This is a genomic window from Tenacibaculum litopenaei (assembly GCF_964514025.1).
In the GTDB taxonomy this organism is placed as follows: domain Bacteria; phylum Bacteroidota; class Bacteroidia; order Flavobacteriales; family Flavobacteriaceae; genus Polaribacter; species Polaribacter litopenaei.
The window spans coordinates 74,609-86,709 of record NZ_CAZEQT010000008.1 but is presented as its reverse complement, the minus strand read 5'-3'; the positions used below and the strand labels follow the sequence as shown (position 1 = coordinate 86,709).

The window sequence follows — 12,101 nt, the reverse complement described above, 5'->3', positions numbered from 1 at the left end:
AGCCCATTAGCGCCGATGGTACTGCCACTGGTGGGAGAGTAGGTCGTCGCCTTTCTTTTAAAACCTCATTACATCCGTAGTGAGGTTTTTTTATGCCTTAAATTGTAATCTTAGCAATTGATTTATTGGTAAGAATAATCGATTTAAAAGGCTTATTATAGTATAATGAACTTCTGTGGTATTCGATCAAAATAATACCTTAAACAATGCTTAAAATTAGCTTTAGCCAAAGCTGTATGAAGTATTCAAGTAATAGAAGTAGTTATATATTTAATTTTGCAAAAAAAACCTCGAGTGAGATACTCGAGGTTTTTTATTTAGGTATTTTTTTTCTGCCATTCCCAAGCGGAACGCAGGGCATCGTCTAATGACTTTTCTGGTTGCCATTTAAGTTTAGAGGTAACCAAAGTATTATCGGCAAATGCGGCGGTAACATCACCTTTTCGTCGTTCTACAATGGTGTAATTTAATTTTTGTTCAGTTACACGCTCAAATGACTCTACGATTTCTAGCACGGATAATCCAGTACCTGTTCCTACGTTATAGTATTCGTAATTTTCTGTATTTTCCTTATTTACTAATCGAGTAAGAGCCGCAATATGTGCCTTTGCTAAATCAACCACATGAATGTAGTCTCGAACAGCAGTTCCGTCTTTTGTGTCGTAATCATTACCAAAAATAGACAGCTCGTCGCGCAGGCCTATCGCAGTTTGGGTGATATACGGAATTAAATTCTGAGGAACACCTAAGGGAAGTTCACCTATATGAATAGAATCATGAGCTCCGATTGGGTTAAAATAGCGCAATGAAATAGCATTCAATTGATGGGCATTACACGCATCGATAATGATCTCTTCGCCAACTTGTTTTGTATTGCCGTATGGAGATAGAGCGGGTTTTGTTTTTTCTAACTCTGTTATTGGTAGGGTTTCTGCTTGTCCATAAACAGTACAGGAAGAACTAAAAATGAAATTTTTAATATTGTGTTTCACCATTTCTTGCAAAATGTAAACTAAGCTTCCTATATTGTTTTCATAGTATTCTAAGGGCTTGTGGACACTTTCACCGACTGCCTTAAAAGCGGCAAAATGAATGATACCATCAATAGAAGTAGTAGCAAATAGTTGTTGAACATCGCTTTTATTTCTCAAATCAAGTTGATGGAAATCAGGTTTGATCCCACTGATTTTTTCAATGTTTTCAAGGACGTCAACCGTTGAATTTGATAAGTCGTCAACAACGATTACACGGTATCCAGATGCTTGTAATTCTACAACAGTATGTGATCCAATAAATCCTAATCCTCCAGTAACAAGTATGTTTTTCATAACTAGTTGATGAATGAGTTGATAGTACTAGAAATAAACTCAAGTTGCTCTTCGTCGAGTTCTGTATGCATTGGTAAGGAAATCACTTCTTGAACCAATTTATTGGTAGTTACGAAGTCTTCTTCCTTGTAACGCTCATCCATATAAGCTTTTTGAGCGTGAAGCGGTACAGGGTAGTAAATGGCATTAGGAATCCCTTGATCTAACAAATGTTGATGTAAGGCATCGCGTTTACCATTGGTAATTCTCAAAGTATATTGGTGAAATACGTGCGTGCTAAATGAACTGATTACTGGTGTAAGAATATTTGGGTTCTCTAAAAATGCATCACTGTAATACATTGCAGCTTTTCTTCTCGCTTCGCAATACGTATCTAAATGTGGTAATTTAGCTTTTAATACTGCAGCTTGTATGCTGTCTAATCGTGAATTAACGCCAACAACATCGTGGTAATAACGCTTGTACATTCCGTGGTTCACCATACCTCTTAAGGTATGCGCTAACTCGTCATCATTTGTAAAAATGGCACCACCATCACCGTAGCAACCGAGGTTTTTTGAAGGGAAGAACGAAGTGGTTCCAACGTGTCCTATACTTCCTGATTTTTGTGTGTGTCCATTGCTAAAGGTATAGTCAGCACCAATCGCTTGAGCGTTGTCTTCTATGACAAATAAGTTGTGTGCTTTAGCAACTTCTAATATGGCCTCCATGTTTGCACATTGTCCAAACAAATGAACAGGTACAATGGCTTTTGTTTTAGGGGTGATGGCGTTTTTAAGTGCATCAATAGACATGTTAAAAGTATCTTCTTCAACATCTACTAGTACAGGTGTTAAATTTAACAACCCAATTACTTCAACAGTTGCAGCAAAGGTGAAATCAACAGTGATGACTTCGTCTCCAGGTTTCAAACCCAACCCCATCATTGCTATTTGAAGAGCATCTGTACCATTTGCACATGGAATTACGTGTTTAACGCCTAAGTATTCTTCTAGATCTTTCTGAAATTCTTTTACATAAGGTCCATTTATATAGGCAGATGAATTCAATACTTCTTGAATAGAAGTATCGACTACGTCTTTTATTTGTTGATATTGACTTTGTAAGTCAACCATGTGAATTTTTTTCATTCTGATGAATTTTATCAGTCCAAAAATACGACTTAATTCTGTTATCTTTGATAGAAATATTTACTATCATGCGCGTACTAAAAAGATTGTTATTATTTGTATTGGGTCTAATTTTGTTATTGATTATCGGAGTTTGGATCTATTCGTTCTATGCGAGCCCTTCTTATGAAGGTCAATTGGAGCTTAAAGAATTGGAGAATCCAGTGGATGTATATTTTGATGATAACGGAATACCTCATATTTATGCCGAATCACAGTACGATGCCTACCAAACACTAGGATATGTACATGCGCAAGATCGCTTGTGGCAAATGGAATTGATTAGAAGAATTGCACCGGGTAGGTTATCGGAGCTGTTTGGTGAAAAGTTACTTAAAGTAGATAGGTTTTTTAAAGGTTTGGGTATTGAAGATGCTACAGAAAAAGCACTGCAAAAACTAGATACGACATCAAAGGCCTACAAGCTTACGCAATCTTACTTAAAAGGCGTAAATGAGTTTATTGAGAACGGAAAAACACCCTTGGAGTATCATATGTTAGGGGTAGAAAAAGAACCCTATACGATTCGAGATGTTTATCACGTTTTCGGTTATATGGCGTTTAGCTTTGCCGTAGCGCACAAAACAGACCCATTACTAAATGAAGTCAAGGAAAAGCTGGGAGCTGCGTATTTGGAAGAATTACTGGAGGCAACCGAAAGTAATGTGACCGCGATAAAAAATGCACCTGTTCAGGCTGTAAAAGGTTCCATGATTACGGAAGTCCAGCAAGTTTTAGAAACGCTGCCAATTCCTACTTTTATAGGGAGTAATTCATGGGTAGTAGGGCCCAATAAAACGGCAAATAAGAAAGTAATTTTTGCCAATGATCCTCATATTGGGTATGCACAGCCAGCAGTGTGGTATCAATCGCATATCGTAACTCCTGATTATGAAATGTACGGCTTTAATTTAGCGTTAACACCCTTTCCGTTATTGGGACATAATAGGAATTACGCGTATGGTTTGACGATGTTTGAAAACGATGATGTCGACTTTTTTTACGAAGAAGACCATCCTTCAGATTCCACAAAATACGCTACGGAAAACGGTTATCAAAAATACCAAATAGCAACGAGGAAGATAAAAGTAAAAGGAGCAGAAGACGTTGTTTTTGAGCAGCGAATAAGCAGACATGGACCGTTAATGAACGAAGTTTTAGAAGGTCTAAATACAACTCGTCCTGTAGCGATGCAGTGGATTTATACCAAAGAGGAGAATCAATTACTCGATGTTGCTTATGAACTTTCGCATGCAAAGTCATTGGAAGGATTTAAACGGGGAGCTGCTAAGTTGCACGCGCCAGGATTGAATATGATGTACGGAGATGCAAGTGATAACATCGCTTGGTTTGCTGCTGGAAAACTTTATAAATACAGAGACAGTATAGAAACAAAAGTGTTTTTAGAGGGGAAGACAGGAAAGGATGAAATCGTTTCTTACCTGAACTTTGATAGCAATCCTCAGGCGGTAAATCCACCATGGAATTATGTCTATTCAGCAAATAATCAACCAGATTCTATTGCTGGGATGCTTTATCCAGGGTATTACCTACCTGAAGACCGAGCAAAGCGTATCGTTCACTTGTTGGAGTCGAAATCTGATATTACCCAAGAGGATATGGAAACCATGATCACGGATATTAGGTCGACCACGGCGCCAGAAATCAGTAACTATTTAATAACGAGTACGGAGCGAGATCATTTGAGTCCAAGTGCTTTAAAGGCATTGGAATTGTTGCGGTCTTGGGACGGTAAATTTGAATTGGAAGCCGTAGGGCCTGTAATTTACAACCGATGGTGGTATGAGTTTGTCAGTGGGACCTTTAAAGACGAACTAGGACCGGCATTCAAGGTTTTTGTAAATACGCCCCTAGAAGAAAAGGTAATGGCGCAACAAGTACGTAGAGTAAATTCGGTTTGGTGGGACGATATCAAAACCCCAGAAAAAGAAACGAAACGAGCAATAGTAACGGCGGCCTTTAACAGAACTGTGAGTTTTTTAAAGACACAACTAGGAGAAAATGTCGAAGATTGGAAGTGGAAACGCGTAATGAGTGTTGAACACGAGCATGCTATTGGCAAGGCGGGAGGCCTTTTGAGAAGCTTATTTAACGTAGGACCTTTTGTGTCTCGTGGTGGTGATCAGGTGATCAATAATCATATTTATAAAATTGATAGTACAGGATATTACAAGGTACATGCTGGACCTTCTACTAGGAGGATTATTGATTTTTCGGATATCGAGGGAGCAAAAGCCATTATTCCAACAGGGCAATCTGGAAATTTATTTAGTCCGTATTACGGAAATCAGGCGGAGAAATACGTCAATGGAAAGTTCGTACCCATGTTAATAAATGAAGCAAAAATTAAAGAGGTTTCAAAAAAGTTGCGATGCAATCCAGGAAGATAGAATAAAAAAAGGAGGTTTTAAAACCTCCTTTTTTTAGCTTATGTGATGATATACTTCTTCAAATGGAATTCGAAAGCGTTCTCCATAAACACCTTCGGGTTTGCGAACACCACAAGAAACGATCATATTAATTTCTGCTTTTGATGGTATCTTAAGTAATTTTTTTACTCTTTTGGTATCTGAACCTTCCATTGGGCAGGTATCATATCCTTCAGCAGCCATAGACAGCATAAAGGTTTGTGCTGCTAAACCACAGGTTTTATGGGCTACGACACGCATATCGCTGGAGCGAACTTCACGATACATGGGTTTAAACAAGCCCACAATAGAAACGATGAGATATTTTATCCAACCCCAAATTCCAAAAAAGTCACTGTAGGTAAACGGAATGAGTTTGCCGTAGTAGTTTCGCGCAACTTTTTCTCTTGAGCTCTGCTGTTTTTTTGGAGTATTTGTTCCGAATACGCGATCCATATATGAAAGGTTCGCCTTAGCTCTTTTCCTCCAGAGATCTTTTCTTACGACAAAAACGACAAGTTGTTGAGCGGTTCTTGCTGCGTTCTGATTAAAACACAATGGAGCCAATTGAGCTATGAGTTCTGGCGAGCTTACGTGGTAAAATTCCCATAATTGCATATTACTGCTATTTGGAGCTAAACTCGCTTGTGCAATACAGCGTTTCACTACAGCTGTATCCAGTTTTTTTTCAGGGTCATATACGCGAACCGATCGTCGGTAATCGATCGCTTCACTTACTGTTTTTGTATTCATAGGGAGAGATTCAGGGCGATTAGCCAAATTTCATTAAGGTTTTGAGTTGTTTTAGTTTGCCTTTATAAGGAGCGTATCGAGTGGGAATATCCAACCAAGTACCGCGACTAACAACACCTTTGTGATGACTGAAAGTATCAAAACTTTGCTTTCCGTGGTATCCTCCGATACCGCTTTCACCAACGCCTCCAAAGGGAAGTCTATGGTTGGCAAAGTGAACAGTAGTGTCATTGATAGTTCCACCTCCAAAAGAGTATCGTTGTATGATACGTTTCGCAAAGGCTTTTTTTCCTGTAAATACGTAGAGTGCTAAAGGCTTGTCGTAAGTACCTATAATTCGTTCGAGGTCTTGTTCTGAATGAAAGGTTACTAAGGGCAATATAGGGCCAAAAATTTCTCCTTTCATCACTTCACTATCTAGTGAAGGTTCATCGATGAGGGTTGGAGCAATATAGCAATCTTCTCGGTTGCTAGTGCCACCGATCAAGCAAGTTTCATTTTCGAGCATTTTTGTCAATCGATCGAAATTTTTGGTGTTGACAATTCTCGGAAAGTCCTCTGAATTTTCAGGATTCTCTCCGTAAGCTTTGGCAACTTCTTTTTTGAAAGCTTCCACGAAAGCGTCTTTCACACTCGGGTGAATAAGCAAGTAATCGGGAGCAATACAGGTTTGGCCTCCGTTGATGAACTTCCCCCAAACAATGCGTTTTGCGGCTAGGTCAATAGAGGCGCTATCGTCGACAATACAAGGGCTTTTACCACCCAACTCAAGCGTAACCGGAGTGAGGTGTTCGGCTGCAGCTTTGGCAACAATTTTTCCAACAGGAACACTTCCTGTAAAGAATAAATAGTCCCAGCGTTGTGCCAATAATTCTTGTGTTTCAGGAATGCCACCTTCTACCACGGCAACATGGCGTGAATCAAAAACGTTTTCAATAATGCTCTTGATGAGCGCACTGGTATTAGGAGTGAGTTCACTCGGTTTAAGCACCACTGTATTTCCTGCTGCGACAGCTCCAATTACAGGAGCTATGGCTAATTGGTAAGGGTAGTTCCAAGGAGCAATGATAAGCGTATTGCCATAAGGTTCCTTGTATATTTTTGCCGATGATGGAAAATTTAAAATAGAAGGACGTACGCGTTTGGGTTTACTCCAGCTACCCAAATTTTTGATGGCTAGCTTTAATTCAGAGAGTACAATACTGGTTTCTGTCATCACAGCTTCATACGCCGATTTTTTAAAGTCTTGATGTAGTGCAGCGACAATGTCATTTTCTCTTTTTACAAGTTCTGCCTGTAGGCGTTGTAAAGAGGATTTTCTGAAAGATAAATCCTTCGTTGTTTGACTGGCAAAAAAGGCCTTTTGTGCTAGCAGTAGTTCAGGGATATTCATAAATTAGTTTAATTCGCGAAGTTTTTTATTCATTAAGTTAAACCAGAGTGGGGGAAATAAAGCCAAGAGCATCATACCTGGGTATCCAGTTGGCATTTGTGGGCTCTCTGGTAGGGTTTTTAATAGTTGATAATGCTTACTACCGTTGTAATGATGGTCGGAATGACGAGATAGGTTGAACAGCATAAGCTTGCCTATAACGTGGTCAGAATTCCAAGAATGTGTTCTTTTGACACGTTCGTAACGACCGCGACTGTTTTGCTTTCTCAACAGTCCGTAATGTTCTATGTAATTTACTGTTTCGAGCAGTAATATTCCCACAATGGAAGCAGCTACAAATGCGAAGAGCACCGTAGTTCCCAAGAAATAAAAAATCAGTCCTAACAGTACAACATTACAAAGCGTATAGATCAGCATTCTGTTTTGCCAATGAAAGGCAGGTCGCCCTGAAGCTACGAGCCGTTTGTTTTCAGCCTGCCACGCTTGCCAATAGCTTTGAAAGTGAGAGCGAAACCAAAATAAATACACGACTTCTCCTCGTCGAGCGGTTGCAGCATCCTTCGGGGTTGCCACATTCAAATGATGTCCGGCATTGTGGTAGGGAAGAAAATGTGTGTTTAGTGAACTTAAAAGGAGGATTTCTCCTAGAAATTCGTCAAAGCGATTGTTGCGATGCCCTAGTTCGTGTCCGACATTAATACCGATGACTCCACACATCAAACCCATAGCGAAAATGCGTCCGACAAACTCGGAACTGCTCAAGCCAGGCTCCTGAATGCTCAGGACAAACCAATAGAGATAGAGCAGTTGAACAGGAACGGTGAGGTAGAGTATCCATGTGTAAATAGGGTTTTCCTTTTCCTTGGCTTCTTGCGTTGTATCAAAGTTAGATTTGTCAGGTTTGAACAGGAATTCCATGAGCGGAACGAGTACAAAAAAGACGACTAACGGCAGGTAAACCCACAGTCCTCGTTGCGTAAAAGAAATGGATACCGTGAGTGGTAATATGAGAAAAGCAAGGAATTTTAAAGCCTTCATGGGATTAAATTTCCCTCAATATACGAAATTATAAGCAGGCTTCCCAAACTGGATCTTCAGGTAATGGAGCGGTAATGGAAATGAGTTCTTTACTTACTGGGTGCGTAAATGCGATCTTTCGAGCGTGTAAATGAATACTTCCGTTTTTATTACTGCGTGCAGCACCGTATTTTAAATCTCCTTTAATTGGGGTTCCTAACGACGATAATTGAACGCGTATCTGATGGTGACGACCTGTTTCTAAATCTACCTCCAAAAGGGTATAGTTCGATAGGTTTTTTAGCGTTTCGTAATGTAATACGGCTTTTTTACTCCCAGGAACTTCTTTTTTATGAGCGTAAGATTTATTGTTTTTAGGATTTTTTTTCAGGTAGTGTTCGAGGGTAGCCTTTGCTGGAATTTTCCCCTTTTTAACGACTGCCCAATAGGTCTTTTTGATTTCCTTCTCGCGAAGCATTTTATTGAGTCGCTCCAAAGCCTTTGACGTACGAGCGTAAATTACCACTCCAGAGGTAGGTCGGTCTAAGCGGTGTACGGTACCTAAAAACACATTCCCTGGTTTTTGGTATTTCTCCTTGATGTAACTCTTGATAATATCGCTTAGCGGAAGGTCTCCCGTTTTATCTCCTTGGGTGATATCTCCAGCGCGCTTATTGACGATAAGCAAGTGGTTGTCTTCAAAAAGTACCTGTAAATTTTGCGGAGTAGTATGCATTTTATTTAAAATCAGAAGCGACGTCTTCGTTTACTTCTTCGATGAATTTTAAAAACTCAGTTCTTCCAAAACCACTTGAAGAAGACGTTATGAAAGTCATCGGAAGTGACTCCCAATAATTCAATAGTTTCTTCTTGTAAGAGGTGATTTGTTTGTTCAGTTTAGAACTTCCTAGCTTATCAGCTTTGGTAAATACGATTCCAAAAGGAATGCGATTTTCACCGAGAAACTGCATAAATTCTAAATCTATTTTTTGAGGATCATGCCTTGAATCAACCAAAACAAAAGTACAAACCAATTGCTCGCGTTCACGAAAATAATTTTCAATAAACGATTGGAATTTGGCTCTTTTCTTTTTGGAAACCTTTGCGTATCCGTACCCTGGTAAGTCAACCAAAAACCATTCATTATTAATTTTAAAATGATTAATCAGCTGCGTTTTTCCTGGTTTCCCTGATATTTTAGCCAAGTCTTTTCGTTCCATCAACATGTTGATTAATGATGATTTACCAACATTAGAACGACCGATAAAAGCGTATTCAGGAAGACGCTCTTTTGGGCACTTGGTTACATTTGTATTACTTATTACAAATTCTGCCGTTTTGATTTTCATACTTAAATATTTCGAGACTTAAACCAGTTTTCAAGAATTTCATTAAACTCCTCAGGAGTTTCCATCATTGCCGCATGACCACATTTGTCAATCCAAAACAAATCTGAGTCTGGAAGTAGCTTGTGGAAATCCTCAGCAACCTCTGGTGGGGTTACGGTATCCTGTTTCCCCCAAATGAGGCAGGTAGGCTGTTTGAGGTTAGGTAAGTCATTAGCCATATTATGACGAACGGCACTTTTGGCTATGGCCAAGGTGCGTACCAACGAGTTACGATCATTGATGACTTCGTATACTTGATCCACTAATTCGTCAGTAGCTATATTCGGGTCGTAAAATACATCCCTCGTTTTATTGCGTACAAAATCTTTATCTCCTCTACGCGGATAATTATTTCCCATTGAGTTTTCATACAGTCCTGAACTTCCAGTAAGTACTAAAGCAGCAGCCTCTTCAGGATATTGCTTGATGTAGTACAAAGCGATGTGCCCACCGAGTGAGTTCCCCAATAAAATAACGTCTTTCAGGTTTTTATAGGCGATGAACTCATGTAAGAAATTTGCGAGATTTTTTACATTAGTCTTTAGTAATGGTAGGGTATATAAGGGGAGTTCAGGTATGAATACTTTGTATCCTTTTTCTGAAAAATATTGAAAAGTTGCGTCAAAATTACTCAATGCACCCATGAGTCCGTGTAGTACGATGATCGGTTTTCCTTCTCCTGCTTCTGCGTATGTAAATTTGCCTTCTTTCTTTAAATATTCAGTCATAAAAAGTTTGATTTGACTTAACGACAAATGTAGTTTTTTTTTAGGACTTTTTCATTTTAATTATCTGCCTTCTGAATTTTGTTGAGAAGCTCTTGATTTATAGTTAATTATGGGGTGGTGTAAAAATTATTAACAATGTGGTTTAAAGTGGGAAATTGTGGTATTTTTTTTATATTTTTGATGCAAACTATCGATTTGGAACGTGATAAGTCTTATTGGGACATATGAGTGTAAGATGGATGCGAAAGGCAGATTAATGATGCCAGCAGCGTTCAAAAAGCAGTTGGCCCCAGTATTACAAGAAGGTTTTGTAGTGAAACGTTCTGTTTTTCAGCGTTGTTTAGAGGTCTATCCAAAACAAGAGTGGGATTTGGTGATGGCCAAGTTGAATAAATTAAATCGATTTGTTAAAAAGAATAACGATTTTATCCGACGATTCACCGCTGGTGTAAAAGTGGTTGAAGTGGATGCTAACGGAAGGATGTTGGTTGCTAAGGATCTCTGTCAGTTTGCAGGGTTGACGAAGGAACTCGTATTGTCGTCGGCAGTAAACATTATAGAAATTTGGGATAAAGACGCTTACGAACAAGTAATTGATGATGCTGTTGTTGATTTTGCTGATTTGGCAGAAGAAGTAATGGGAAATATAGATTTGGATGAATTATCATAGCCCGGTTTTATTAAAGGAAAGTGTGGATGCCTTAGCAATTAAGGAAGATGGAGTGTATGTTGATGTGACCTTTGGAGGAGGTGGGCATTCAAGAGAAATCTTGAGTAGATTGGGGCCTAATGGGCGCCTATTTGCGTTTGATCAAGATCCGGATGCGCAACAAAATAAAATAGAGGATCCACGGTTTGTGTTGATCGGAGAAAATTTTCGTTTTATTTCGAGGTTTTTGAGGTTTTATGGAGTGAAGAAAGTAGATGGCGTTTTGGGAGATCTCGGAGTTTCATCACATCAGTTTGATGCTGCTGAGCGTGGGTTTTCAACGCGTTTTGATGCAGACTTGGATATGAGAATGGATCAAAAGTCGCAATTGTCTGCAAAAGTGGTCGTAAACGATTACGAAGAAAAGCAATTGGCAGATGTCTTGTTTTTGTACGGTGAGTTGAGGAATGCTAGAGCGTTGGCGAAGGCAATTGTAGAAGCTCGATCGGAACGTCGTATTGAAACGAGTTTTCAGTTGAAAGAAGTATTACAGCGCTTTTTGCCGAAAGCGAAGGAACATAAAATCCTGGCGCAAATTTATCAAGCAGTGCGCATCGAGGTCAACCAAGAGTTGGAAGTGTTAAAAGAGTTTTTAATGCAGATCCCTGACTTGTTGAATGAAGATGGACGCCTTAGTGTGATCTCTTATCATTCCTTGGAAGATAGGTTGGTGAAGCGTTTTATCCGTACGGGCCTGTTTAGTGGAGAGCCAGAAAAAGATTTTTACGGGAATACCAATGAGCCTCTAAAGAAAGTGGGGAAAATGATTATTCCTACTAAAGAAGAGATTAAAGAAAATAATAGAGCTAGGAGTGCAAAGTTGCGTATTGCAACATTAAAGTAACGACCATGACGAAGTTGAAAGGTGGGATATACGATGTTTTAAGAGGAGGTTTCTTAACGGATGACAGCGCTTTTAAAAATTGGCGTATGTTAATCTTTGTCGTAGCGTTGTTGCTGGTAATGATTTCTAGTGCACACAGTGTAGATGCCAAGGTGATGAAGCTCGGAGAGCTGAATAAAGAAAAGAGGCGTTTGCGTGCAGAGTACGTAGATACGAGTACCATATTAATGAGAATGAAGTTGGAGAGTAGTATTCGTAAAAAAGTAAAAGGGAAAGGATTGAATCCTTTGGAAAAGCCACCGAAGAAAATTAAAGTAACAATAAATAAAGACTAATAATATTA

At 39.2% G+C, this 12,101-nt stretch carries 12 protein-coding genes; 4 read left to right on the top strand and 8 right to left on the bottom strand.

The annotated features are described in order from the left end of the window. Window positions 1–317 precede the first annotated feature (317 nt). Both galE and ACKTS5_RS18215 read right to left on the bottom strand, forming a co-directional pair. Complete coding sequence (gene galE / locus ACKTS5_RS18220; protein WP_408045319.1) at window positions 318–1,328, bottom strand: UDP-glucose 4-epimerase GalE; 1,011 nt, start codon at window positions 1,326–1,328, stop codon at window positions 318–320. Between the two features lie 2 nt (window positions 1,329–1,330). Then, on the bottom strand, window positions 1,331–2,458 hold the full coding sequence (locus ACKTS5_RS18215; RefSeq protein ID WP_408045318.1) for a DegT/DnrJ/EryC1/StrS family aminotransferase: 1,128 nt from the start codon (window positions 2,456–2,458) through the stop codon (window positions 1,331–1,333). Window positions 2,459–2,526: 68 nt separating this feature from the next. Between ACKTS5_RS18215 and ACKTS5_RS18210 the strand changes: the two genes are divergently transcribed. Continuing rightward, window positions 2,527–4,908, top strand: a complete 2,382-nt coding sequence (locus tag ACKTS5_RS18210; RefSeq protein WP_408045317.1) for a penicillin acylase family protein — start codon at window positions 2,527–2,529, stop codon at window positions 4,906–4,908. 33 nt (window positions 4,909–4,941) lie between these two features. Here ACKTS5_RS18210 and ACKTS5_RS18205 read toward each other — a convergent pair whose 3' ends face one another. The 6 genes from ACKTS5_RS18205 to ACKTS5_RS18180 are packed head-to-tail and all read right to left on the bottom strand — an operon-like array spanning window position 4,942 to window position 10,205. Then, a complete protein-coding gene (locus ACKTS5_RS18205) occupies window positions 4,942–5,679 on the bottom strand; it encodes a nitroreductase family protein (protein WP_408045316.1) in 738 nt (245 codons plus the stop codon). 19 nt (window positions 5,680–5,698) lie between these two features. Continuing rightward, window positions 5,699–7,072, bottom strand: a complete 1,374-nt coding sequence (locus ACKTS5_RS18200) for an aldehyde dehydrogenase (RefSeq protein WP_408045315.1) — start codon at window positions 7,070–7,072, stop codon at window positions 5,699–5,701. Window positions 7,073–7,075: 3 nt separating this feature from the next. Continuing rightward, window positions 7,076–8,110: an alkane 1-monooxygenase gene (locus ACKTS5_RS18195; protein ID WP_408045314.1), complete on the bottom strand. Its 1,035-nt coding sequence runs from the start codon at window positions 8,108–8,110 to the stop codon at window positions 7,076–7,078. 28 nt (window positions 8,111–8,138) lie between these two features. Further along, a complete protein-coding gene (locus tag ACKTS5_RS18190; protein WP_408045313.1) occupies window positions 8,139–8,825 on the bottom strand; it encodes an RluA family pseudouridine synthase in 687 nt (228 codons plus the stop codon). A 1-nt stretch (window position 8,826) separates the two neighbouring features. Next, a complete protein-coding gene (gene yihA, locus ACKTS5_RS18185; protein ID WP_408045312.1) occupies window positions 8,827–9,438 on the bottom strand; it encodes a ribosome biogenesis GTP-binding protein YihA/YsxC in 612 nt (203 codons plus the stop codon). Between the two features lie 2 nt (window positions 9,439–9,440). Next, window positions 9,441–10,205 carry an alpha/beta fold hydrolase gene (locus ACKTS5_RS18180; RefSeq protein WP_408045311.1) on the bottom strand — a complete coding sequence of 255 codons (765 nt, stop codon included), beginning with the start codon at window positions 10,203–10,205 and terminating at the stop codon, window positions 9,441–9,443. A 202-nt stretch (window positions 10,206–10,407) separates the two neighbouring features. Here ACKTS5_RS18180 and mraZ point away from each other — a divergent pair, with 202 nt between their 5' ends. From mraZ to ACKTS5_RS18165, 3 genes are read left to right on the top strand one after another with little or no spacing between them, the layout of a single operon-like run. Next, window positions 10,408–10,875: a division/cell wall cluster transcriptional repressor MraZ gene (mraZ, locus tag ACKTS5_RS18175; RefSeq protein WP_408045310.1), complete on the top strand. Its 468-nt coding sequence runs from the start codon at window positions 10,408–10,410 to the stop codon at window positions 10,873–10,875. After that, window positions 10,862–11,758, top strand: a complete 897-nt coding sequence (gene rsmH, locus ACKTS5_RS18170; RefSeq protein ID WP_408045309.1) for a 16S rRNA (cytosine(1402)-N(4))-methyltransferase RsmH — start codon at window positions 10,862–10,864, stop codon at window positions 11,756–11,758. Before mraZ ends, rsmH begins: the two co-directional genes overlap by 14 nt. 5 nt (window positions 11,759–11,763) lie before the next feature. Then, the gene (locus tag ACKTS5_RS18165) at window positions 11,764–12,093 is read left to right on the top strand and encodes an FtsL-like putative cell division protein (RefSeq protein WP_408045308.1); all 330 of its coding nucleotides are present in this window, start codon (window positions 11,764–11,766) and stop codon (window positions 12,091–12,093) included. Window positions 12,094–12,101: the final 8 nt, after the last annotated feature.

Coding starts and splice junctions, on each gene's coding strand:
- galE (WP_408045319.1), bottom strand. CDS start 1,328: ATGAAAAACATACTTGTTACTGGAGGATTAGGATTTATTGGATCACAT.
- ACKTS5_RS18215 (WP_408045318.1), bottom strand. CDS start 2,458: ATGAAAAAAATTCACATGGTTGACTTACAAAGTCAATATCAACAAATA.
- ACKTS5_RS18210 (WP_408045317.1), top strand. CDS start 2,527: ATGCGCGTACTAAAAAGATTGTTATTATTTGTATTGGGTCTAATTTTG.
- ACKTS5_RS18205 (WP_408045316.1), bottom strand. CDS start 5,679: ATGAATACAAAAACAGTAAGTGAAGCGATCGATTACCGACGATCGGTT.
- ACKTS5_RS18200 (WP_408045315.1), bottom strand. CDS start 7,072: ATGAATATCCCTGAACTACTGCTAGCACAAAAGGCCTTTTTTGCCAGT.
- ACKTS5_RS18195 (WP_408045314.1), bottom strand. CDS start 8,110: ATGAAGGCTTTAAAATTCCTTGCTTTTCTCATATTACCACTCACGGTA.
- ACKTS5_RS18190 (WP_408045313.1), bottom strand. CDS start 8,825: ATGCATACTACTCCGCAAAATTTACAGGTACTTTTTGAAGACAACCAC.
- yihA (WP_408045312.1), bottom strand. CDS start 9,438: ATGAAAATCAAAACGGCAGAATTTGTAATAAGTAATACAAATGTAACC.
- ACKTS5_RS18180 (WP_408045311.1), bottom strand. CDS start 10,205: ATGACTGAATATTTAAAGAAAGAAGGCAAATTTACATACGCAGAAGCA.
- rsmH (WP_408045309.1), top strand. CDS start 10,862: ATGAATTATCATAGCCCGGTTTTATTAAAGGAAAGTGTGGATGCCTTA.
- ACKTS5_RS18165 (WP_408045308.1), top strand. CDS start 11,764: ATGACGAAGTTGAAAGGTGGGATATACGATGTTTTAAGAGGAGGTTTC.